Annotated in this window: 18 protein-coding genes; 12 read left to right on the forward strand and 6 right to left on the reverse strand. The window is 71.0% G+C overall.

Going from position 1 to position 21,865, the window contains the following annotated elements; genetic code table 11:
* Nucleotides 1–84: 84 nt before the first annotated feature.
* Both ACQPZP_RS35470 and ACQPZP_RS35475 read left to right on the forward strand, forming a co-directional pair.
* A complete protein-coding gene (locus ACQPZP_RS35470; protein WP_433474049.1) occupies nucleotides 85–732 on the forward strand; it encodes a TetR/AcrR family transcriptional regulator in 648 nt (215 codons plus the stop codon).
* Between the two features lie 13 nt (nucleotides 733–745).
* The gene (locus ACQPZP_RS35475; RefSeq protein WP_433474050.1) at nucleotides 746–2,515 is read left to right on the forward strand and encodes a WD40 repeat domain-containing serine/threonine protein kinase; all 1,770 of its coding nucleotides are present in this window, start codon (nucleotides 746–748) and stop codon (nucleotides 2,513–2,515) included.
* A gap of 30 nt (nucleotides 2,516–2,545) precedes the next feature.
* On the opposite strand, the gene ACQPZP_RS35480 is transcribed toward ACQPZP_RS35475, so the two are convergent.
* Both ACQPZP_RS35480 and ACQPZP_RS35485 read right to left on the reverse strand, forming a co-directional pair.
* Nucleotides 2,546–2,923, reverse strand: a complete 378-nt coding sequence (locus ACQPZP_RS35480) for a nitroreductase family deazaflavin-dependent oxidoreductase (RefSeq protein WP_433474051.1) — start codon at nucleotides 2,921–2,923, stop codon at nucleotides 2,546–2,548.
* A 34-nt stretch (nucleotides 2,924–2,957) separates the two neighbouring features.
* The gene (locus ACQPZP_RS35485; RefSeq protein ID WP_433474052.1) at nucleotides 2,958–4,421 is read right to left on the reverse strand and encodes a flavin-containing monooxygenase; all 1,464 of its coding nucleotides are present in this window, start codon (nucleotides 4,419–4,421) and stop codon (nucleotides 2,958–2,960) included.
* Nucleotides 4,422–4,535: 114 nt separating this feature from the next.
* Between ACQPZP_RS35485 and ACQPZP_RS35490 the strand changes: the two genes are divergently transcribed.
* A complete protein-coding gene (locus ACQPZP_RS35490; RefSeq protein WP_433474053.1) occupies nucleotides 4,536–5,138 on the forward strand; it encodes a TetR/AcrR family transcriptional regulator in 603 nt (200 codons plus the stop codon).
* Here ACQPZP_RS35490 and ACQPZP_RS35495 read toward each other — a convergent pair.
* On the reverse strand, nucleotides 5,092–5,751 hold the full coding sequence (locus ACQPZP_RS35495) for a TetR/AcrR family transcriptional regulator (RefSeq protein WP_433474054.1): 660 nt from the start codon (nucleotides 5,749–5,751) through the stop codon (nucleotides 5,092–5,094). The genes ACQPZP_RS35490 and ACQPZP_RS35495 overlap by 47 nt on opposite strands.
* Before the next feature lie 120 nt (nucleotides 5,752–5,871).
* Between ACQPZP_RS35495 and ACQPZP_RS35500 the strand changes: the two genes are divergently transcribed.
* The 3 genes from ACQPZP_RS35500 (at nucleotide 5,872) to ACQPZP_RS35510 (ending at nucleotide 10,224) form a co-directional block, all read left to right on the forward strand.
* Nucleotides 5,872–6,978 carry a ferritin-like domain-containing protein gene (locus tag ACQPZP_RS35500; protein ID WP_433474055.1) on the forward strand — a complete coding sequence of 369 codons (1,107 nt, stop codon included), beginning with the start codon at nucleotides 5,872–5,874 and terminating at the stop codon, nucleotides 6,976–6,978.
* A 41-nt stretch (nucleotides 6,979–7,019) separates the two neighbouring features.
* A complete protein-coding gene (locus ACQPZP_RS35505; RefSeq protein ID WP_433474056.1) occupies nucleotides 7,020–7,880 on the forward strand; it encodes an SDR family NAD(P)-dependent oxidoreductase in 861 nt (286 codons plus the stop codon).
* Nucleotides 7,881–8,679: 799 nt separating this feature from the next.
* Nucleotides 8,680–10,224, forward strand: a complete 1,545-nt coding sequence (locus ACQPZP_RS35510) for an ATP-dependent DNA ligase (RefSeq protein ID WP_433474057.1) — start codon at nucleotides 8,680–8,682, stop codon at nucleotides 10,222–10,224.
* Here ACQPZP_RS35510 and ACQPZP_RS35515 read toward each other — a convergent pair.
* Nucleotides 10,221–11,327 carry a hypothetical protein gene (locus ACQPZP_RS35515; RefSeq protein ID WP_433474058.1) on the reverse strand — a complete coding sequence of 369 codons (1,107 nt, stop codon included), beginning with the start codon at nucleotides 11,325–11,327 and terminating at the stop codon, nucleotides 10,221–10,223. The two genes, ACQPZP_RS35510 and ACQPZP_RS35515, sit on opposite strands and share 4 nt — an antisense overlap.
* A gap of 86 nt (nucleotides 11,328–11,413) precedes the next feature.
* On the opposite strand from ACQPZP_RS35515, the gene ACQPZP_RS35520 reads away from it, so the two are divergent.
* Complete coding sequence (locus tag ACQPZP_RS35520; RefSeq protein ID WP_433463773.1) at nucleotides 11,414–12,511, forward strand: PLP-dependent cysteine synthase family protein; 1,098 nt, start codon at nucleotides 11,414–11,416, stop codon at nucleotides 12,509–12,511.
* A 19-nt stretch (nucleotides 12,512–12,530) separates the two neighbouring features.
* Here the strand turns inward: ACQPZP_RS35520 and ACQPZP_RS35525 are convergent, their stop codons facing one another.
* Complete coding sequence (locus ACQPZP_RS35525; RefSeq protein WP_433474059.1) at nucleotides 12,531–13,829, reverse strand: M50 family metallopeptidase; 1,299 nt, start codon at nucleotides 13,827–13,829, stop codon at nucleotides 12,531–12,533.
* Between the two features lie 587 nt (nucleotides 13,830–14,416).
* Here ACQPZP_RS35525 and ACQPZP_RS35530 point away from each other — a divergent pair.
* Complete coding sequence (locus ACQPZP_RS35530; RefSeq protein WP_433474060.1) at nucleotides 14,417–15,373, forward strand: hypothetical protein; 957 nt, start codon at nucleotides 14,417–14,419, stop codon at nucleotides 15,371–15,373.
* 520 nt (nucleotides 15,374–15,893) lie between these two features.
* On the opposite strand, the gene ACQPZP_RS35535 is transcribed toward ACQPZP_RS35530, so the two are convergent.
* Nucleotides 15,894–16,634 carry a FadR/GntR family transcriptional regulator gene (locus ACQPZP_RS35535; RefSeq protein WP_433474061.1) on the reverse strand — a complete coding sequence of 247 codons (741 nt, stop codon included), beginning with the start codon at nucleotides 16,632–16,634 and terminating at the stop codon, nucleotides 15,894–15,896.
* 152 nt (nucleotides 16,635–16,786) lie between these two features.
* On the opposite strand from ACQPZP_RS35535, the gene ACQPZP_RS35540 reads away from it, so the two are divergent.
* Genes ACQPZP_RS35540 through ACQPZP_RS35555 form a run of 4 tightly spaced genes read left to right on the forward strand, consistent with a single transcriptional unit; the run spans nucleotide 16,787 to nucleotide 21,850 of the window.
* A complete protein-coding gene (locus ACQPZP_RS35540; RefSeq protein WP_433474062.1) occupies nucleotides 16,787–18,322 on the forward strand; it encodes an amino acid permease in 1,536 nt (511 codons plus the stop codon).
* 11 nt (nucleotides 18,323–18,333) lie between these two features.
* Complete coding sequence (locus ACQPZP_RS35545; protein ID WP_433474063.1) at nucleotides 18,334–19,689, forward strand: glutamine synthetase family protein; 1,356 nt, start codon at nucleotides 18,334–18,336, stop codon at nucleotides 19,687–19,689.
* Between the two features lie 8 nt (nucleotides 19,690–19,697).
* On the forward strand, nucleotides 19,698–21,071 hold the full coding sequence (locus tag ACQPZP_RS35550) for an aldehyde dehydrogenase family protein (RefSeq protein WP_433474064.1): 1,374 nt from the start codon (nucleotides 19,698–19,700) through the stop codon (nucleotides 21,069–21,071).
* Between the two features lie 14 nt (nucleotides 21,072–21,085).
* Nucleotides 21,086–21,850 (forward strand): 3-oxoacyl-ACP reductase, encoded by a 765-nt coding sequence (locus tag ACQPZP_RS35555; protein WP_433474065.1) that lies wholly within the window; start codon nucleotides 21,086–21,088, stop codon nucleotides 21,848–21,850.
* Nucleotides 21,851–21,865 lie beyond the last annotated feature (15 nt).

The following is a 21,865-nucleotide window of genomic DNA, read 5'->3' on the forward strand; positions in this document are numbered from 1 at the left end:
TGATGTTTTGGGTCACACGGGACGCGGTGGACCGTTATCCTGACGTTCTGGTTACCGGTTCCTGACGGAAAGTCGAAGGGGTCCATGCCGACGTCGACCTGGTTCCGCCTCAACGTCGCCAAACGTGAGCGGGTGCTCGAAGTGGCGATGCGCGAGTTCGGGGAACACGGGTACTCGACGGGCAGCCTGAACACCATCGCGCGCGAGGCCGGGATCGCCAAGGGCTCGCTCTTCCAGTACTTCAGCGACAAGCTGGAGTTCTTCGCGTTCGTGTGCGACGAGACGTCCCGCCGCATCCGCGAGGAGATGGAACGCCGCATCGAACGGATCGACTTCGACCAGAGCATCGACGAGTGGCTGTTCGACGTCCTGTGCGACTGGACCGAGTACATGGCCGACCACCCGCTGGAGCGCGGCGTCACCGCGGCCACGAACTTCGAGCTCGACAACAACGTCCGGTCCGTCGTCCGCGACACCGCCAACCAGCACTACCTGCAGGTCATCCACCCGACGCTGGAGGTGTGGAAGGCGCAGGGCGGCATCCGCGAGGACGCCGACCTCGAAGTCCTCGCCACCTGGCTGATGATGATCCTGCCCCTCCTCGCGCTCGCCCCCTACTACGACGGCCTCGACCCGATCCACGACCTGCGCGGCCGTACCCCGGCCGAGCAGCGTCCGGTGATCCGGCAGCTCCTCGCGGGCTTCCGCCCGATGTTCGCCCCCGGCAAGTGACCCGCGCGGCCGCATGCCCGACGTCCTCCTGGCCGGCCGGTACCGGCTCCTGGACGTGGTCGGGCGCGGGGGCATGGGCGCGGTCTGGCGGGCCCGCGACGACGTTCTCGACCGCGAGGTGGCGGTCAAGGAGGTCCTGACACCGCCCGGCGCGTCCGCGGAGCCCGCCGGACGGGACGCCCGCCGGTACGCGCGGACGATGCGGGAGGCGCGATCGGCGGCGCGGCTGCGGCACCCGTCCATCATCACCGTGTACGACGTCGTCACCCACGACGAGCGGCCCTGGATCGTGATGGAGTTCGTGCCGGGCCGCGCGCTCTCGGACGTGCTGAAGGGCGGCCCCCTGCCGCCGCCGCGGGCCGCCGAGATCGGATCCCTGATGCTGGCCGGGCTTCGCGCCGCGCACGCCGCCGGCGTCACGCACCGCGACGTGAAACCGGGCAACGTGCTGCTGGACGGCGACCGCGTGATACTCACCGACTTCGGCATCGCGGTCGCCGAGGACATGACCGCGCTGACCGCGTCCGGGGCGATCCTGGGCACCCCCTCGTACATGGCGCCGGAGCAGGCGCGTTCGGGCACGGCCTCCGCCGCGAGCGATCTGTGGTCGCTGGGCGCGACGCTCTATGCGGCGGTCGAGGGGCGCCCGCCGTTCACCGGGCCGACCGCGGTCGCGATCCTGTCCGCGCTGCTCACCGAGGATCCCCGCCCGCCCCTCAACGCGGGACCGCTGCGTCCCGTCCTGGACGGGCTGCTGTGCAAGGACCCCTCTCGCCGCATGGACGGGAAGGAGGCAGCGGCCCTCCTCTCGGACGCCGCCCGCGCCGAGGCCCGGGTCGTCCTCCCGCCGCCCGCTCTGGTGACGGGCGCCCCGTCGCTGGACGACCTGCCGTGCCCGGTCGAGACGCTGGTGTTCGCCCCGGACGGGCGGACGCTCGTGACGGCGCTGCCCGCCGGGCACGGCCTCCCGGCCGCCTGGATCTGGGACGTGGACACGGGCCGCCTCCTGCACGCCGTCCCCCGCTCGGAGGACTGCGAGGACGACGCGCGGGCCGTCTTCCTCCCGGACGGGCGCCTCATCGTGGGGGACGGCGCCAGATTCTCGATCACCCGGCCCGGCGCGGAGGAGCACGAGACCGGCGAGATGGCGTTCGCCCCGGACGCCCGGTACCTCGCGGTCGCAGCCCGGGCCCCCGGCACGGCCGAGCACCGGATCGAGTTCTGGGACACCGGGCTCATGGAGCGCCGCAACATCCTCGCCGGGCAGCGCGAGACCCCGCGGAACCTGATCTTCTCCTGGACCGGCTCCCGTCTCCTGTCCTGGGGGTGCGGCGGGCAGCCGCAGCTGTGGGACCCGTCGCGCCGGTTCCGCAGCCCGCTCCTCGCCACGCTGAGGGGCCACGCCGCGCCGCGCCCCGCGCAGGCGTTCGCATGGGCGAAGCACCTGGCCACGACCGACGGCGCGACCCTGCTGCTGTGGACGGCCCGGCAGGGCGACGGCCCGGTGGCGCGGCTCGACGGCCACACCGCCGACATCAACCGGGTCGCTTTCGGGCTGCGCGACCGGATCGCGATGACGGCCTCCGACGACGGCACCGTGCGGGTGTGGAACCCACTGGCCGCGACCCGCGACCGGCCCGAGACCGCGCACGTCGCCACCCTGACCGGCCACCGGGGCCCTGTCACCGGCCTCGCCGTGAACACGGACGGGACGGGCATGGCGACGGCGGGCCACGACCGGTCCGTCCGCCTCTGGGACCTCACCGACCGTGCCCCGGCCTGACCGTCCGCCCAGGCCGCCCCTCGCGTCGGGTCAGTCCTCGATGTCGGCGACGAGGACGTCCATGTGGCGGGCGGCGTAGCGGGCCGGCGGCGGGAGCTCGGCGGCGTCGGAGGCGGTCAGCACGCGCGGGTTGCCGATCCGGCGGGCGCGGCCGAGGCGCTCCACCCCGCCGCGTCCCTCGGCGAGAAGGTTGCGGACCCAGTCGGCGTCCCGCCCGTACGGCAGGCCGACGATGAGCCGGTCGCCGCTGCGGAACGCGGTCACCGGCGTCCGGTACTCGCGTCCCGAGCGGCGCCCCCGGTGCACGATCACGGCGAAGGGCGGCAGGTAGGGCGCGTAGACGCCCTGCACCCGGTTCGTGACCACCTTGTTGAAACGGGCGACCGATCGCGGCATCAGCGGTTTCATGATGCCTCCATGGTTAGCACGTCCGCGCCGGTCCTCAGCGGATGAGGACGAACTCCTCGGCCCTCGCCCTGCGGGAGCCCGCCCAGAACTCGAAGGTGTGGCCCGGCCAGATGGTGCGGTTCACGCCCTTGTCGTCCAGGTACCAGCTGTCGCAGCCGCCCTCGTTCCAGACGGCGCGGCGCAGGCGCTTCTGCATGCGGTCGTTGAAGCGGCGGGCGGCCTCGGGCTTCGGCTCGATGGTGTCCGCGCCGGACTCCCGCAGCAGGCGCAGGCAGTTCAGCACGTGCTGGATCTGCACCTCGATCATGAAGACGACGGAGTTGTGGCCGAGTCCGGTGTTCGGGCCGAGCAGCATGAAGAAGTTCGGCATGCCGGGGATCGTGGTGCCGCGGTGCGCCTCGATGCCGTCCGCCCAGATCTCCTGGAGCTTGGTGCCGTTCCGGCCGGTGACGCGCAGCTCGTTGAGGGCGTCGGTCACCTTGAAGCCGGTGCCGTAGATGATGCAGTCGACCTCGTGCTCACGCCCGTCCCCGGTGACGATGGAGTTCTCGCGGACCTCCGCGACCCCGGACGTCTCGACCTCGACGTTCGGGCGGGTGAGCGCCGGATAGTAGTCGTTGGACAACAGGATCCGCTTGCAGCCGATCGTGTAGTCCGGTGTGACCTTGGCGCGCAGTTCCGGGTCGGCGATGTGCTTCTCGATGTGCCGGCGGGCGAGGCGCTCCTGCGGGGCGGACAGCCTCGGGTCGATGGTGAAGCCGACGGCGCGGGCCTCCAGCGCCCAGTAGATGCCGCCCCGGAACGCCCGCGCGGCACCCGGGATCTTCGCGAACGCCGTGCGGACGGGCGCCGGGATGGCGACGTCGGGCTTCGGCTGGATCCACGGCGGCGTCCGCTGGAAGACGACGAGCTCGGACGCCCGTTCGGCCAGCTTCGGAACGAACTGGATCGCGGAGGCCCCCGTGCCGATGACGGCGACGCGTTTGCCGGTGAGGTCGTAGGAGTGGTCCCACTCGGCGGAGTGGAACGCCGTGCCGCGGAACCGCTCGATGCCGGGCAGGTCCGGATAGGACGGGACGTGCAGCGCGCCGACGCCGGACACGATGGCCTTCGGGGTGAGGACCGTCCCGTCCGCGAGCGCCACGTTCCAGCGCCTGGCGTCGTCGTCGTACTCCATGGAGTCGACGGCCGCGCCGAAGCGGATGTGCTCGCGCACCCGGTACTTGCGGGCGGTGCGCTCCAGGTAGGCGCGGATCTCGGGCTGCGGCGCGAACATCCGCGTCCAGCCGGGGTTCAGCTCGAAGGAGAAGGAGTACATGTGCGAGGGAACGTCGCAGGCGCACCCGGGGTAGGTGTTGTCATGCCAGGTCCCTCCGAGCGCCTCGCTCTTCTCCAGCACGACGAAGTCGTGGAAACCGGACCGCTTGAGCCGGATCGCCATGCCGAGGCCGGCGAAGCCGGAGCCGATGATGACGATCGCCGGGGCGCGCTCGCTCATGACCCCTCCTCTCGGATAACCTACTTCGAGTAAGTTACCCGGAGTAGGTTACTGACGGTAGGTCCAACAGATATGAGTGGCGCCACACCGCGGCCACCGTCGCGCAGGCGCCGGATGTCCCGGGCCGAGCGCGAACGGCAGATGCTGGACGTGGCGGAGCAGGTGTTCGGCGAGCGCGGCTACCAGGCCGCCTCGATGGACGAGATCGCCGAGCGCTGCGGGGTCTCCAAGCCGATGCTGTACGAGTACTTCGGCTCCAAGGACGGGCTGCTCGTGGCGTGCGTGAGCCGCTCCAAGGCCGAGCTGTTCGAGGTCACCCAGAAGGCCATGGCCGCCGCCACCGTTCCCGAGGACATCCTGCGGTGCGGGATGGCCGCCTACTTCCGGTTCATCGACGAGCACAGCAGGTCGTTCGCGATGCTGCTGCGCGAACCGATGGCCGCCTCGGCCGAGGCCATCACGGCCGTCGAGGAGACCCGGCGGCAGCAGAGCACGCTGATCGCCGGAGTGCTGGCGACGTTCGCGCCGGTCGCGCCCGCCGCGGCGATCGAGGCGTACACGCAGATCATCATGGGTGCGAGCGAGCGGCTGGCGCTGTGGCAGACGAGCCGTCCCGACGTGTCGGCGGAGGACGCGGCCCGCTACATGACCGACTTCTGCTGGAAGGGGCTCAGCCCCTATCTGGTCTCCGGGGAAGCGCGTCCAGAGCCCCGATGAGCAGGTCGAGGCCGAACTCGAAGTCGGTCTCGGGATCGTGCGCGGTCAGCACTGGCCGGTAGGCGATGACATGCGGGAACTCCTCCGGGTCGAGGCGGGCCCATGACTCGGCGCCGGTCTCGGCCAGGTGGCCGAGCATCTTCGCCACCCCGAACTCGCGCATCTGCGCGCCGAGCGCGTAGGCGATCAGCGCCCGCATGATCCGCACGGCGGTCTCGCCGTCGAAGCCCGCCGCGTCCGCGAGCGCCAGGGCGCGCTCGGCGGGACGCAGCCCCACCGGTGTGTCCACCTTGTGGGTGAGGACGATCGACATGCAGCGCGGATTGTCGTGGGCGACCTTCCGGAACGCCCGGACGAGAGCGCGCGCACGTTCCTGCCAGGGCTCGGCCGGGTCGTCCTCCAGTTCCAGCCCCGCGACCACGTGCTCGGCGACGCCCTCAAGCAGCGCGCCCTTGTTCGGGACGTGGTTGTAGAGGGACATCACGGCGACGTCCAGTTCGGCGGCCACCCGGCGCATCGACAGCGCGTCCGCGCCCTCCCGCTCGATCAGCGCGACCGCCGCCTGGACGATGCGCGCACGGGTCAGGCCCGGGCGCGGAGTGTCGGAGGTCACACGCCCCGCCATTGACTTCCGCCCTTTCTCGCCGTTGACACGGCCGAGTGCCGCGTGCCACCGTACGTACATTGTACGTGAGACGTACATTGTACGTCTCCGGCTCGGGGAGGACGCCCAATGTCGACCCATGACCTGTACACCGCTCCCGTCCCGTCCGAGACCTGGAAGGTGCCGATGACCGGCGACGCCAGGTTCACCTGGGAGTACGACGACGGACGCGACCGCCTGCTAGCCCTCTACCAGAAGGGCAAGGACAAGCAGTGGGACTCCGCCAAGCGCATCGACTGGGACCTTGAGGTCGACCCGCACGACATCCTCGGCGTCCCCGACCAGTCTCTCGCCATCTACGGGACGAAGTACTGGGACATGCTGTCGGAGAAGGAGCGCGGTGAACTCCGGCAGCACTCCACGTCGTGGCAGTTCTCCCAGTTCGTGCACGGCGAGCAGGGCGCGATGGTCACCGCCGCCCGGATCGTGGAGTCGGTGCCGGACCTCGACTCCAAGTTCTACTCCGCCACCCAGACCATGGACGAGGCACGCCACGTCGAACTGTTCACACGGTTCCTGCACGAGAAGGTCGGGATGGTCTACCCGATCAACACCAAGCTGCAGGACCTGCTGAACGAGACCCTCACCGACTCCCGCTGGGACATGCCCTACCTCGGCATGCAGGTGCTCATCGAGGGTCTCGCGCTCGCAGCGTTCGGCGTCATCCGCGACATCACCACCAAGCCGCTGCCCAAGCAGATCCTCGCCTATGTCATGCAGGACGAGGCGCGCCACGTCGCGTTCGGCCGGCTGGCCCTCCGCGACTACTACAAGCAGCTCTCGCCGGCCGAGCTGCGCGAACGCGAGGACTTCGTCATCGAGGGCTGCTACCTGATGCGCGACCGCATCCGCGGCCGGGAGATCTGGACCAACTTCGGCATCGACCCCAAGGAGGTCGACGAGATGGTCGAGAACTCGCCGTACATGCGGATGTTCCAGAGCCTGCTGTTCAGCCGCATCGTCCCGTGCGTGAAGGACATCGGGCTCTGGAGCGAGCGCATCCGGCGGACCTACGACGACATGGGCGTCCTGGACATGTCCAAGGCCGACCTCGACGCCCTCATGAACCAGGACGAGGAGATCGCCGAGAAGCTCGACACCGAACGGTTCGCGGCCGAGGAGGCGGCCCGCAAGGCCGAGGTCGACGACGTCATCGCGGACGCGGCGGCGGGCTGAGTACGTTTGGTTCAGTCGATCCGCACACCTCGGAGGTCTGGATGCCACTGGCGCATTTCGATGGAGCGCTCGCCGTCGTCACCGGAGCCGGCAGCGGGATCGGCCGGGCCATCGCCCTCGCGCTGGCGGAGAGCGGCGCGAGCGTCGTCGCGGCGGACATCGACCTGCCCGCCGCCGAGCGGACGGCCACCCTGGCCAAGACGCTCGGCGCGGGCGGCACCGCCTACGAGGTGGACGTGGCGGACCGCGCCGCGATGGAGACCTTCGCCGCCGAGGTGAAGGAGGCCCACCGGGTCCCCGACATCGTCGTCAACAACGCGGGCATCGCGGTCGCCGGCTCCTTCCTCGACACCGGCGTGGAGGACTGGGACCGCATCCTCGGCGTGAACCTCTGGGGCGTCGTGCACGGCTGCCGCCTGTTCGGCAGGCAGATGCGCGACCGGGTCCACGCCCTGCCCAACAAGCCCGACAAGCCGAACTTCGGCGGGCACATCGTCAACATCGCGTCCGCCGCCGCGTACACCCCGTCGCGCGCGCTGCCCGCCTACTGCACGACGAAGGCCGCGGTCCTCATGCTCAGTGAGTGCCTGCGCGCCGAGCTGGCCGGCTCCCGCATCGGCGTCACCGCCGTGTGCCCCGGCTTCGTCAGCACCGGCATCGTCGAGCACGGCACCTTTGTCGAGGGCGACGCCCAGGCCAGGGAGCGCATCCGCAGCCGCGGCAACAAGGGGATCAGGCTCCGCAACTACCCGCCGGAGAAGGTGGCCGAGCGGGTCGTCCACGCCATCGTCAAGAACAAGCCGGTGGTCCCCGTCAACTTCGAGGGCCACCTCCTGCACACCCTGTCGAGGGTGTCCCCCGCCTCTCTGCGCCTCCTGGCCCGGATCCCCGCCGGGGGCTAGGAGTTCCGCCGCGGGCTAGGAGTTCCGCCGCACGGCCATTTCTCTCGACGTCGAACCGATTTTTAGAAAATGGTTCATGAATGGCCGTCATTGGTCCGGACGACGAACAGCAGAAGGGCCGCGGAGCGGGGTCCACTCCGCGGCCCGTCGGCGAGTTCGGGCTGGCTGACCTGGGACTCACCTCACCCAGGACACTCCTGACGCCTGCACGGTCACGTCGTCGACCTCCTCCTCCCAGGCGCTGTCAGCACACCGATCCCAAGCCTGGCGCGGGAGCTTGATCGGCGCACCCCTCCCCTTTCCCGAACACCCTAGAAGCTGTTGACAGAAAACATGCCACGATCGGCCGATTCAGGTCAGAAACGATTTAGCACGGCGAGAACTTCGCGGGCGACGGCGGCCGCCGTGCCGAGGCAGGCCGGCTCCCGCTCGTCCTGCGCGGCCCTGCCCGGCGCCCGCTCGCTGTAGCCGACCGTGAAGACCGCGTTGCGGGTCCTCGCCGTGACCTGCCCGATGACGTTCTGCTCCCCGGCGTCGGCCTTGGACCAGTGGTACGCCTCGTCCCCGATGCCCGGCTCGCGGTCCAGGCCGATCGTCCGGGCGGGTGAGGCATCGTGCGCCTGCGCCCACCGTCCCGCACGGCGCGGGCAGGACGGTGATCACCTGCCGGGGGAACGCCGCCCCGCTCCTCACTCCCCCGTCTCGGTTCACCGGCCGGTTTCGACGTAGGCGGCCCCGCCGCCCCTGACCAGGCCCCCGCCCGATGCCCCTTGTCGGACCCCGTGGTCACAATGAGGGTGTGCTGATAGCGGACATCACGCGGACGTCAGAGGCGGTCGCCGGGACCTCCGGCCGCAAGGCCAAGGTATCCGCGCTCGCCGAGTGCCTGCGCGCGGCCGATCCGGGCGAGGCCGCGATCGTGGTCGCCCATCTGTCCGGTGAGCTGCCGCAACGCCAGATCGGGGTCGGGTACGCGTCGCTGCGGGACGTCCCGCCGCCGGCACCGGAGCCGTCCCTGACCGTTCTGGAGGTGGACGCGTCGTTCACCGAGATCGGTGCGGTCTCGGGCGCGGGGTCGGTCGCCCGGCGGCGCGAGCTGGTCGCGGCGGTGCTGGGCCGCGCCACCCGCGCCGAGCAGGGATTCCTCATCCGGCTCCTGGCGGGCGAGCTGCGGCAGGGTGCGCTGGACGGGGTGATGGCCGAGGCGATCGCGGCGGCGGCCGGGGTACCCGCCGCCGAGGTGCGGCGGGCGGTCATGCTGCGCGGGTCGCTGGGACCGGTGGCCACGGCCGCCCTCGGCGACGGCGTCGAGGGGCTGCGCGGGTTCGGCCTGGAGGTCGGACGGCCCGTCAAGCCGATGCTCGCGGCGTCGGCGCCGTCCGTCGAGGAGGCGCTCGGCAAGCTCAAGGCCGAGGCGGCGGTCGAGTGGAAGCTCGACGGGATCCGCGCGCAGGTGCACGTGTCCGGCGGCGAGGTGCGGGTGTTCACCCGGACGCTGGACGAGATCACCTCGCGGCTCCCCGAGGTCGTCGAGGCCGTGCGCGGCCTGCCCGTCCGCGAGGCCGTGTTCGACGGCGAGCTCATCGCCCTGCGCCCGGACGGCCGCCCGCACCCCTTCCAGGTGACCGCCGCCCGCACCGCCACCCGGACCGCGAAGAACACCGAGCCGGTCCCCCTCAGCGTGTTCCTCTTCGATGTGCTTCACCTCGTCCCGGCCGGCGGCGGTCCGGGGGGTGACCTGCTGGACGCGCCCGGGGCGGAGCGGAACGCGGCGCTGGTGCGGGTGGTGCCGGAGGAGTTGCGGATGCCGCGGGTGGTGACGGGCGACCCCGCCAGAGCCAAGGAGGTGTTCGACGAGGCCGTGGCGCGCGGGCACGAGGGTGTCGTGATCAAGTCGCTCGACACCCCGTACACGGCCGGCCGGCGCGGCGCCGGCTGGATCAAGGTCAAGCCGCGGCACACCCTCGACCTCGTCGTCCTCGCGGTCGAGTGGGGGCACGGCCGCCGCGAAGGGCTGCTGTCCAACCTGCACCTCGGCGCCCGCGACCCCGAGACCGGCGGCTTCGTCATGCTCGGCAAGACGTTCAAGGGCCTCACCGACGAACTGCTCGCATGGCAGACGGAGAAGCTCCGCGAGCTGGCCGTGCGGGAGGACTCCTGGACGGTCCACGTCCGCCCCGAGCTGGTCGTCGAGATCGCCTTCGACGGCGTCCAGCACAGCCCCCGCTACCCCGGCGGCATCGCGCTCCGGTTCGCCCGCGTCCTGCGGTACCGGCCCGACAAGTCCGCGTCGGAGGCCGACACGATCGAAACCGTGCGCGCCGTCGCCCCCCTCATGGACTAGCCCGGCCGGGCCCGTTCCCCGGGCTGAGGGCCGGGCGGGGGTTCCTCCTCTGGACCCCGCCGCCTCCGCCTGGACGCGGCGCGCGTTCTCGCCGGGGACGCGGCCCTGCCGCGGGAAGGGGTGCGCCGCTGCGTACGGGCCTCCGCCCTCCGCTCGGCCCACTTGGCCGCCGTGCGCTGGGCGCGGGGAACGGCTCCGCGCTCGCCGTCCGTCGCGGCCCTGCGCGCCGCACGGCGCTCGGACCGGCGTCCGCCCCGGCGTTCGGCGCGGGCCGCGGCCTTGCGTTCGGCGCGGGCCAGCCGGCGGCGGGCCCGCTCGGCGGCCTCGGTGCGGCGTTGCAGCAGCTCGGGCGGGATGAGGTCGTGCCGTCCCGCGATGAACTCCTGCACCCAGATCTTGGCCTGGATGAGCGGCCGCCGGAACAGCCTCTCCCGCCGGACGGCCCGCTGGTACTTGCGCGAGTCCGGGGCGTACCGCCAGCGCGACCAGGGCGAGCCCGGCCGCGCCACCCGCACCGCGCCGACGATCAGCAGCGCGGGCACGAACAGCCCGATGAGGCCCGTCCAGATCTTGCCCTTCAACAGCGTGATCACGGCGAAGACGAGGTTGACGACGAGGGACGCGACATAGACGCGGGTCAGGATGCCGGTGCCCGGGTCGGGCGCGATCCCCTCGTATCCGAGCGGGCGGATGCCGAGCAGCAGCAGCCCGGTCACCGCGATGGCGACGAACACGGCGTCGACGGACGCGCGGCCCTTCTCCGTCCAGTAGACGTCGCTCAGATGCAGGATCAGCGCGAACTCGTCCAGGACGAGCGCGGAGCCGGTCCCGAACACGACCGCCGCGGCCACGTTGAGGCCGACATAGGCGTCCGGAACGGCGAGGCTCCCCACGCCGCCCAGCAGCATCAGCACCACGCCGAACACGACGTGGTGGATGTGCAGGTCACCGGCCGTCACGTTGCGGAACCACCAGCGCACGTTCGCGCGGATCAGCCGGACGTTCACCCGCGTCAGCACGAACGTGACCAGGAACGCGACGAAGAAACCGAACAGCGGCAGCCGCCCGGCCTCCACGATGCGTTCGTCGAACATCTCGATCATCTCCCCCCGCAGCCTCCATGATGCCCGGTGACATGCGCGGATATCGTGGGACCTGCCGATCATCGACGATCCAGGAGCAAACCGTTGTGAGCCGCATCGTGGACCGCTGCGATCCCGGGTACCGGGCGTGGATCGCCGAGGCGATCCGGCGGGTCGACGCCGACGCCAACCGCAGCGCCGACACGCACCTGCACGTGTTCCCGCTGCCGCCGGAGTGGGGCATCGACCTGTACCTGAAGGACGAGTCCGTCCACCCGACGGGTTCGCTGAAGCACCGGCTCGCGCGGTCGCTGTTCCTGTACGGGCTGGCGAACGGCTGGATCCGCGCGGACACGACGATCATCGAGGCGTCCAGCGGGTCGACGGCGGTGTCGGAGGCGTACTTCGCGCGGCTGCTCGGCCTGCCGTTCGTCGCGGTGATGCCCGCCTCGACCAGCCCGGAGAAGATCCAGCTGATCGAGTTCCACGGGGGCCGCTGCCATCTGGTGGACGACCCGTCCTCGATCTACGACGAGTCGCGGCGCCTCGCCGCCGAGTGCGGCGGGCACTTCATGGACCAATTCACCTACGCCGAGCGGGCGACGGACTGGCGCGGCAACAACAACATCGCCGAGTCGATCTTCGAGCAGATGCGGCTGGAGCGGTTCCCGGAGCCGTCCTGGATCGTGGTCGGCGCCGGCACCGGCGGGACGTCCGCGACGATCGGCCGGTACGCCCGCTACCGGATGTTCCAGACGCGGCTCGCGGTCGTCGACCCCGAGGGTTCGGCGTTCCACGGCTCGTTCGCCGACGGCGACCCGGAGCGGACGGCGGCCGGCTCGCGGATCGAGGGCATCGGCCGGCCGCGGGTCGAGCCGTCCTTCCTGCCGACGGTGATCGACCGGATGATCCGGGTGCCGGACGCGGCGTCGATCGCGGCGATGCGCTGGACGAGCGAGGTCGGCGGACGGGACGTGGGCGGCTCCACCGGCACCAACATGTGGGGCGCGGCGGAGCTGATCGCGCAGATGCGGGCGCGCGGGGAGCGCGGCAGCGTCGTCACGCTGATCTGCGACGGCGCGGAACGCTACGCGGGCACCTACGGGTCGGACGCGTGGCTCGCCGCGCGGGGCCTCGACATCGCGCCCTACCTGGCCGCGCTGAACGTCTTCCTGAAGACCGGCGAGATGCCGGACATGCCATGACCCGGCCGGCCACGGCCCCCTAGCCCGTGACGCGTACCGGGTTGAACAGGTCGGCGTAGATCAGCAGGCCGCCCATGACGATCAGGACCACCGCCATCACGTATGTCACCGGCAGCGCCTTGGCGACGTCCACGTAGCCGGGGTCGGGCCGGCGGAAGATCCGGGCGAACAGCTTCTTGATCGCCTCCAGCAGGGCCCCGGCGATGTGACCGCCGTCCAGCGGCAGCAGCGGGACGAGGTTGAACAGCCCGACCGCCAGGTTGAGCGAGCCGAGCAGCATCACGAAGAAGGAGACCTTCTGCGTGCCGGTGAAGTCGTCGGACGCGGCGACCTCGCCGCCGATCCGGCTGACGCCGACGACGCCGATCGGGCCGTTCGGGTCGCGCTCCCCGCCGCCGAACGCCGCGTTCCAGACGCCGACCATCTTCTGCGGCATCCGCACCAGGGCGCCCACGGTGCGGCCGGTGAGGTCGCCCATGGTGCTCGCGACCGCGCCGGGGCCCTCGCGCTCGATCGCGCTGGCCGGCGTCATGCCGAGGAAGCCGACGTTGACGACCTTGTCCGGGTCCTTCAGGTCGTACATCTGGTTGCGGGTGATCGGCACGTTCAGCCGCACGTCCTGGCCGTCGCGCCGGACGGTCATCGGGACCGTCTGCCCGCCGGCCCCGCGGATCAGCTGCTGCAGCTGCTCGTAGTCGTCGATCTTGTGTCCGGCGAAGGCGACGATCCGGTCACCGGCCCTGAGCCCGACCTTCCCGGCGGGGGTCGGCGCCGCGTTGGCCGGGCAGGTGGTGACCTTGGCGCTCGCCGGCACCATGCACGCGGCGACCTCCTTGATCACCGGCTGGGGCTGGCTGGTGCCGATGCCCATCAGCAGGATCGAGAAGAAGAACACCGCCAGGAGCAGGTTCATCGCCGGCCCGCCGAACATGATGAGCAGCTTCTGCCACCACTTCTTGCCATAGAACACGCGGTCCTCGTCGCCGGGGCGGACCTCCTCCAGCGCCGCGCCGCGGGCGGACTCGATGAGCCCCTGCCAGGGGCCCGTGCTGATCCGCCGGACCTGCCCGGGGGCGTCCCCCTTGCGCGGCGGCAGCATCCCGATCATGCGGATGTAGCCGCCGAGCGGGATCCATTTGATCCCGTACTCCGTCTCGCCCTTCTGCTTCGACCACATCGTCGGCCCGAAGCCGACCATGAACTGGGTCGTCCGCACCTTGAAGAGCTTGGCGAACGAGAAGTGCCCGAGTTCGTGCAACGCGATGGACACCAGCAGGCCGAAGAAGAGGATCAACGCTCCAGCCAGGTAGTAGACCATGCGGCATGCCCCTCCGGTCGTGCACCCCGCGCCGGGGGGTGATCTCCAGCAATCACCTCAGAGTACGTCACCGGCCCCGATCCGGTTGAGGCTACGGCTTTCTTCGACGATCACGGGTGGAGTTCGGGGATTGGAGTGCGGGTCGGGGTTGGTGCAGGTAGCGTGGTGCCGTCGAACATATGTTTGGGTATTTGGGGCTGGCGTCGGTCCCTTTGACTGGGAAGGACCCCTGTATCGGTGAGCCGGAAGCTTCCTCTGGCCGAGGGGGAGACTTCTCGTGTCGCGTGTGTGCCAATGGCGCTGCGCGGCGGGGTGGAGGAGCGGACAGGTGAGGCGCTGACAACGCCGGTGCTGGCGGTCAGGATGGGCTGGGCTGCCGATCTGGCCCAGAGGATGGCCATCTGGCCCAGAGGATGGCCGCCGGCCTGCTGGCCCGGCATTGGAACGCCGCTGATGTGGGTGTGCTGGCGTCGGGTGTGGGGCCCGACGGGCGATCGTTGCCGTCGAACGCGTGGATGGCGCTGCGCAGGCTGGGCTGGCACCCGTCCGTCCCGGACAGGGTGAGGGTGAATGACAGGATCGTGCGGATGGCCCAAGAGCAGGCCGGGCGCATCCTGCGCGGGGCAACGCACCGGGCCAAGCTGGTCGGCGGGATCCTGGCGAGCCGGCCCGCCGACCCGGGCAAGCGCACTGGGGCCGAGTGGGACGCCGTCCGCGCCGCGGTGCCGGACGGCCGGTTCCTGCCGAGCAGTGTGATCAAGGCCCGCACCCGTCAGATCACCGCCTTCATCGACAAGCATGGGCGGCTTCCGGAGGATGTGTTCGAACTCGAAGGTGTGCCGAACGCGGCGCGCCTGCTGAGCCTGGCCGCCGCCGACGCCCAGCAGGCCACCCTCCGGCGCGTCGAGGACGAGGGTGGGCGGGCGCTGCTGCGAGTGCAGCTGCCGACCCGCCCCGACCCGCGGTCGTATGCGGACTGGACCTGGGTGGCCTGCCCCCTCGCCCTCCCGCCGACGGTCCCGGCGGGGGCGGTGCTGCATCTGCCCACCCTGCGTCCTCAGGGCGCCCGGGTGCGGGCGGATCTGGCGTTCACCCATGCCGTCCCCGCAATCCAGAGCAAAGGCCGCACCACGGCCCTCGGCGTGGATTGGGGAGTCAACACCCTGTTGTCGGCCGGGGCGTGCAAGCTGCACGAAGACGGCGCCGTCGCCGGGCTGGGCGCCGGGGGCATGTTCCGCGCCGCCGGGGTCTTGGGCAAGCAGCATCGGCTGCGCCGCCAGTCCGAGCGCCTGCAGGCCAGACTCGACCAGCACCAGCGCCTTGATCCCCGGCTGGGAGACGACACGGGCGGTTACCGGGACGCCTGCGACACCGGCGACGGGCAGGCGGCCGCGAACGGCGGCGGGCGCACGACCGAGACCGGGCACCTGGCGGCTCGGTACACCCGGCTGACCGCGGCTGAGCGGCGGCTGTCGGCGCGGCGAACCCATCTCAGGGCGACCGTGATCAGGGGGCGTGGCGGCGGATCGCCGCCCGTGGCCTGATTCACCAGGTCAAGACCGTCACCGACCGGGTTACGGGGGAGCCGGCCATCCGCTCGGTGGTCGACAAGCTCGAAGCAGGCGCAGTGGTCACTGCGGCCACGACCAAGGCCGCGGCTTCCACCACTTGCCAGGACGGCCGGACGGACCGGTCGAAGATCGGACCCACCCGGTCCCGCAACAAGCCATCTCTCACCACCCGCCCCGCGCCCAGGCGACGTGGGGTTCCCTCCCTCGCCCGGCACCCCGGAGCCCATCCGGCGGGCCAGGCGGGCCAGCGTCCGGAGGGACACGCTCCCAAGGGCCGGACGGCCATGCCGGGGCGGCTGCCCCGCGCGGCGCACCGCCGGAACCAGGGCGTGACCGCGATCAGTACACCCACCACCCGACCACGGCATCGGCCGCGGGGGGCGGCACTGGGCGCAGGATTCCACCTGCACGCCCACGCCACCCCACCACGATGGGCAGATCCACCAGTCGCAATACTCAACACGACTACGGATCCCTAAGCTGATCAGAGACGCTAACCGAGGAAGCCGCGCAGAAGGGCGGCGGTGCCCTCCAGATGCTCGGCGACGGCGCGGCGGGCGGCCTCCGGGTCGCCGGCGAGGACGGCCTCGACGATCGCGGCGTGCTGGAAGGACGCGTGCTCGATGTTGGGCCCGAGGACGGGGATGGCGTTGAGCAGGTCGGTCACCCGCATCCGGGCGTCCGCGCAGGCCGCCGAGAGCAGCGCCGACCCGGTCATCTCGGCGATCGTCAGGTGGAAGAGGGTGTCGAGGCGGCGGTAGGCGTCCGGCCCGGCGGCGTCCAGTTCGGCCAGCCGGATGCGCAGCAGCTCGCGCTGCGCCTCGGTGAGCCGGGTCGTGGCGAGTATCTGGGCGGCGCCGGTCTCCACCGCCATGCGGAAGGTGAGTGTGTCGTTGAGGTCATCGCCCATCTGGGCGAGGGCGCGCTTCAGATCGGACTGGCGCGGCTTCGGCCGCTGGTAGGTGACGAACGTCCCGCCGAACCGTCCCCGGCGGGACTCCACGTACCCCTCCTGCTGGACGGCCCGGATCGCCTCGCGCAGCGTGACGCGGCTGACGCCGAGCAGCGGCGCGAGCTCGCGTTCGGGCGGCAGCCGCTCGCCGCGGTCGACGACGCCGAGCTTGATCGCCTGGAGCAGCCGCTCGACGGTCTCCTCGAAGGCGTTTCCCGTCCGGACGGGACGGAACACCGCGCTCGCGGCGAGGTCGGGCAGGGCCTGATCCGGCTCGGGCATGACCGTCCTTCGGGGCCGCGGGGGTCGGGGAGTTCCACGTTACAGGTGCGTTTCGTCGCGCTCAGGGTCTTGACGGGAGCGCCGTCACAAATATTAATGGTCTGTCGTTAGCCCATTAAGGGCGGCACGACCCCCTGGACGAGGAGGTGCTCGTGAGCATCGACGAGCACAAGGCTTCCGCCGGCCCCGACCCCATGTCCGACGACGAGAAACGGCTGCACGAGCTGGGCTACGCCCAGGAGCTCAGCCGGTCCATGTCCGGTTTCTCCAACTTCGCTGTCTCGTTCACCATCATCTCGGTGCTGAGCGGCTGCCTGACGTCCTACACCATCGGCCTCAAGGGCGGCGGACCCGTCGTCATCACCTGGGGCTGGCTCGGCGTCGGCGCCATGACGCTGCTGGTCGCGCTCGCGATGGCCGAGGTCTGCTCCAGCTACCCGACCGCGGGCGGCCTCTACTACTGGGCCGCCAAGCTGGCCCGGACGAACGGCCCCGCGTGGTCGTGGTTCACGGGCTGGTTCAACTTCATCGGCCAGGTCGCCGTGACGGCGGCCATCGTCTACGGCTCCGCCGCGTTCCTGAATCCCCTGCTGGACCTCCAGTTCGGGTTCGACGTGTCGCTCGGCCACACGTTCCTCCTGTTCGCGGTCCTGCTGGTCGTGCACGCGCTGCTCAACCAGTTCGGCGTCAAGATCGTGTCGCTGCTGAACAGCGTCAGCGTGTGGTGGCACGTCCTCGGCGTCGCGATCGTCGTCGGCGTGCTGGCGATCAAGCCGTCGCACCACCAGTCGGCCGGGTTCGTCTTCTCCGAGTTCGTGAACGAGACCGGCTGGCAGTACGGGGCCTACGCGGCGCTGATCGGCCTGCTGCTCTCGCAGTACACGCTGACCGGGTACGACGCGTCCGCCCACATGACGGAGGAGACGCACGACGCGGCGCGGTCCGGCCCGAAGGGCATCGTGAACTCGGTGCTGATCTCGGTCGTGGCCGGCTGGATCCTGCTGCTCGGCGTCACGTTCGCGATCCAGGACTACGGCAAGGCGGTCGAGGGCGGCCCGGCCGAGATCTTCATCGCGGCCACCGGCGAGACGACCGGCAAGCTGCTGATCCTCGTGTCGTTCGGCGCGCAGTTCTTCTGCGGGATGTCCTCGGTGACGGCGAACTCCCGGATGATCTACGCGTTCTCCCGGGACGGGGCGCTGCCGTTCTCGTCGTTCTGGCACCAGATCAACAAGCGGAGCCGGACCCCCACCAACGCGATCTGGCTGGCCGCCGGGGGCGCGTTCCTGCTGGCCCTGCCCGCGATCTGGAACCTCACCGCGTACCTGGCCGTCACGTCCGTCGCGGTCATCGGCCTCTACATCGCCTACGTGATCCCGACGTACCTGCGGCTGCGGCAGGGCGCCGACTTCCGGGCCGGGCCGTGGAACCTCGGCCGCTGGAGCAGGCCCATCGGCGCGCTCGCGGTGGTGTGGGTGCTGTTCGTCTCGGTGGTGTTCATGCTGCCGCCCGCGAACCCGATCACCAAGGACTCCTTCAACTACTCGCCGATCGCGATCCTGGTGGTGCTGGGCGGCGCCGCGCTGTGGTGGGCGGTGTCGGCCCGCAAGTGGTTCAAGGGCCCGAAGGTGCAGGGCAGCGCCGAAGAACTGGCCGCCATCGAGCAGGAACTCCAGTCGCTCGGTTAGGAGCTGAGAACGTGACCACATCGCTCACCCTCGACGAGTTGCGCGAGGAGGCGGCGGCGGGCCGGATCGACACCGTGATCGTCGCGATCACCGACATGCAGGGGCGCCTCCAGGGCAAGCGGCTCTCGTCCCGCTTCTTCCTGGAGGAGGTCGCCGGGCACGGCTCGGACGGCTGCAACTACCTCCTGGCCGTGGACGTCGACATGAACACGGTGGACGGCTACGACATGTCGTCCTGGGACACCGGCTATGGCGACTTCGTCATGCGTCCCGACCTCGCCACCCTCCGCCGGATCCCCTGGCAGGAGGGGGCCGCGCTCGTCCACGCGAACATCGTCGCGGAGGACGGCACCGGCGTGGGGCCCTCGCCCCGGCAGATCCTCTGGCGCCAGCTCGACAGGCTGGCCGAGCGGGGCTGGGGCGCCTTCGTCGGGACGGAACTGGAGTTCATCGTCTACAAGGACTCCTACGAGGACGCCTGGGGGAAGGCGTACCGCGACCTCACTCCGGCCAACCAGTACAACGTGGACTACTCGCTGCTCGGGGGCGCCCGCGTCGAACCACTGCTGCGCCGGATCCGCAACGGCATGACCGGCGCGGGGATGTACGTGGAGTCGGCCAAGGGGGAGTGCAACCTCGGCCAGCACGAGATCGCGTTCCGCTTCGACGAGGCCCTGCGCACGTGCGACAACCACGTCCTCTACAAGACGGGCGCCAAGGAGATCGCCGCCCAAGAGGGCATGTCGATCACGTTCATGGCCAAGCCGAACGAGCGGGAGGGCAACTCCTGCCACGTCCACCTCTCGCTGCGGTCGTCGGACGGGTCGCCGGTGCTGGCCGGGGACGGCCCGCACGGGCTGTCCCGGCTCGGCGAGCACTTCATCGCGGGCCAGCAGGCGTGCCTGCGCGACTTCACGCTGCTGTACGCGCCGAACATCAACTCCTACAAGCGCTACCAGCCCGGCTCGTTCGCGCCGACGGCGATCAAGTGGGGCGTCGACAACCGGACGTGCGCGCTGCGGCTCGTCGGCCACGGGCCGTCCCTGCGCATCGAGAACCGGGTGCCCGGCGGCGACGTCAACCCGTACCTGGCGGTGGCCGCGATGATCGCGTCCGGGCTGCACGGGATCGAGAACGAGCTTCCGCTGGACGAACCGTTCGTGGGCAACGCCTACGCGACCGACGCCGACACCGTCGTCGGGACGCTCCGCGACGCCGCCGCCGACTGGGGCCGCAGCTCCCTGGCCCTGGACGCCTTCGGGAAGGAGGTCGTCGAGCACTACGCCAACTACGCCCGCGTCGAACTCGACGCCTACGACCGAGCGGTCACCGACTGGGAGATGTTCCGCGGCTTCGAGCGGTTGTGAGGCTCTTGTTGACGGGTGACGAGTTCGACGTCGTGAATCCGGCCACCGAGGAGGTCATCGAGCGCGTTCCGCTGGCCTCGGCCGAGGACGTGGACGCGGCCGTGGCGCGGGCCCGGCAGGCGTTTCCTGCCTGGCGGGACGTGCCGCCCGGAGATCGGGCCCGGTTGTTGCGGGCGTTCGCCGATCTCGTGGACGCGCATGTGGACGAGCTGGCCGCCCTGGAGGTGCGCAACGCCGGGCATCCGATCGGGCAGGCGCGCTGGGAGGCCGGGAACCTGCGGGACGTCCTGCACTACTACGCGGCGGCGCCCGAACGGCTCGCCGGACGGCAGATTCCGGTGCCGGGCGGGCTGAACGTGACGTTCGCGGAGCCGCTCGGTGTCGTGGGCGTGATCGTCCCGTGGAACTTCCCGATGCCGATCATGGGCTGGGGGCTGGCGCCGGCGCTGGCCGCGGGCAACGCCGTCATCGTCAAACCGGCCGAGCTGACGCCGCTGACCGCGCGGCGGGTCGGCGAGCTGGCGCTGGAGGCGGGGCTGCCCGAAGGCGTGGTGCAGGTGCTGCCGGGCGCGGGCCCGGTGGCGGGACGGCGGCTGGTGGAGCACCCGGACGTCCGGAAGATCGTGTTCACCGGGTCGACGCGGGTCGGCACGGAGATCATGGCGGCGTGCGCGCCGGGTGTGAAGCGGCTGACGCTGGAACTCGGCGGCAAGAACGCCAACATCGTGTTCGCCGACGCCGACCTGGAGAAGGCCGCCGCGACCGCGCCCTCCGCGGTGTTCGACAACGCCGGGCAGGACTGCTGCTCGCGCTCCCGGATCCTCGTGGAGCGGCCGGTGTACGACCGGTTCCTCGAACTCCTGGAGCCCGCCGTCCAGCGGGTCGTCGTCGGGGATCCCCGGGATGAGAAGACCGAGGTGGGTCCGCTGATCAGCGCGGCGCACCGGGAGAAGGTCGCCTCGTACGTCCCGCACGACGCGCCTGTGCTGATCCGGGGGTCGGCGCCGGAGGGGCCGGGGTTCTGGTTCCCGCCGACCGTACTGGCCGGGCCGTCCTGCACGGCGCTTCCGTCCTGGCGGGACGAGGTCTTCGGGCCGGTCGTCACCGTCGTCCCGTTCGAGGACGAGGCGGACGCGGTCCGGCTCGCCAACGACACGCCCTACGGGCTGTCCGGCTCGATCTGGACCCGCGACGTCGGGCGCGCCCTGCGCGCGTCCCGGGCCGTCGAGGCCGGGAACCTGTCGGTGAACTCGCACGCGTCCGTCCGCTACTGGACGCCGTTCGGCGGGTTCAAGCGGTCGGGCCTCGGCCGCGAGCTCGGCCCGGACGCCCTCGACGCGTTCACCGAGACCAAGAACGTCTTCATCGCCACCGAGCAATGACAGGAGTGACATCCATGCAGCGTCTGGAGGGCCGGGTGGCCGTCGTGACCGGCGGCGCGGGCGGCATCGGCCTCGCCACCGCGCGCCGCTTCGCACAGGAGGGCGCCCGGGTCGTCGTCGCCGACCTGGACGAGACCGCCGGCAAGACCGCGGCGGACGAGCTGGACGGCCTCTTCGTCAAGGTGGACGTCACCGTGGAGGACGAGGTCACGGCGCTCTTCCGGACCGTCCACGACGCCTACGGGCGCATCGACGTGGCGTTCAACAACGCCGGCATCTCCCCACCGGACGACGACTCGATCCTGGAGACGGGCCTGGACGCGTGGAAACGCGTCCAGGAGGTCAACCTCACGAGCGTGTACCTGTGCTGCAAGCACGTCATCCCCTACATGCTCGACCAGGGCAAGGGCTCGATCATCAACACGGCGTCGTTCGTGGCCAAGATGGGCGCGGCGACGTCGCAGATCTCCTACACCGCGTCCAAGGGCGGCGTGCTGGCGATGTCGCGGGAGCTGGGCGTGCAGTTCGCGCGGCAGGGCGTCCGGGTCAACGCGCTGTGCCCTGGCCCGGTCAACACTCCCCTCCTGCGGGAACTGTTCGCCAAAGACCCGGAGCGGGCGGCGCGGCGGCTCGTCCACGTCCCGGTGGGACGGTTCGCCGAGGCGTCCGAGATCGCCGCGGCCGTCGCGTTCCTGGCGTCGGACGACGCGTCCTTCATCACGGCCTCGGAGTTCCTCGTGGACGGCGGCATCTCCGGCGCCTACGTCACCCCACTGTGAGGTGAGCTGCCACAA

The organism is Spirillospora sp. CA-142024, from assembly GCF_050942325.1.
In the GTDB taxonomy this organism is placed as follows: Bacteria; Actinomycetota; Actinomycetes; order Streptosporangiales; family Streptosporangiaceae; genus Spirillospora.

Bases quoted from the DNA above. Each gene is read 5' to 3' on its own strand.
- ACQPZP_RS35470 (WP_433474049.1), top strand. From the start codon at position 85: ATGCCGACGTCGACCTGGTTCCGCCTCAACGTCGCCAAACGTGAGCGG.
- ACQPZP_RS35475 (WP_433474050.1), top strand. From the start codon at position 746: ATGCCCGACGTCCTCCTGGCCGGCCGGTACCGGCTCCTGGACGTGGTC.
- ACQPZP_RS35480 (WP_433474051.1), bottom strand. From the start codon at position 2,923: ATGAAACCGCTGATGCCGCGATCGGTCGCCCGTTTCAACAAGGTGGTC.
- ACQPZP_RS35485 (WP_433474052.1), bottom strand. From the start codon at position 4,421: ATGAGCGAGCGCGCCCCGGCGATCGTCATCATCGGCTCCGGCTTCGCC.
- ACQPZP_RS35490 (WP_433474053.1), top strand. From the start codon at position 4,536: ATGTCCCGGGCCGAGCGCGAACGGCAGATGCTGGACGTGGCGGAGCAG.
- ACQPZP_RS35500 (WP_433474055.1), top strand. From the start codon at position 5,872: ATGTCGACCCATGACCTGTACACCGCTCCCGTCCCGTCCGAGACCTGG.
- ACQPZP_RS35505 (WP_433474056.1), top strand. From the start codon at position 7,020: ATGCCACTGGCGCATTTCGATGGAGCGCTCGCCGTCGTCACCGGAGCC.
- ACQPZP_RS35515 (WP_433474058.1), bottom strand. From the start codon at position 11,327: ATGATCGAGATGTTCGACGAACGCATCGTGGAGGCCGGGCGGCTGCCG.
- ACQPZP_RS35525 (WP_433474059.1), bottom strand. From the start codon at position 13,829: ATGGTCTACTACCTGGCTGGAGCGTTGATCCTCTTCTTCGGCCTGCTG.
- ACQPZP_RS35530 (WP_433474060.1), top strand. From the start codon at position 14,417: ATGGCCCAAGAGCAGGCCGGGCGCATCCTGCGCGGGGCAACGCACCGG.
- ACQPZP_RS35535 (WP_433474061.1), bottom strand. From the start codon at position 16,634: ATGCCCGAGCCGGATCAGGCCCTGCCCGACCTCGCCGCGAGCGCGGTG.
- ACQPZP_RS35555 (WP_433474065.1), top strand. From the start codon at position 21,086: ATGCAGCGTCTGGAGGGCCGGGTGGCCGTCGTGACCGGCGGCGCGGGC.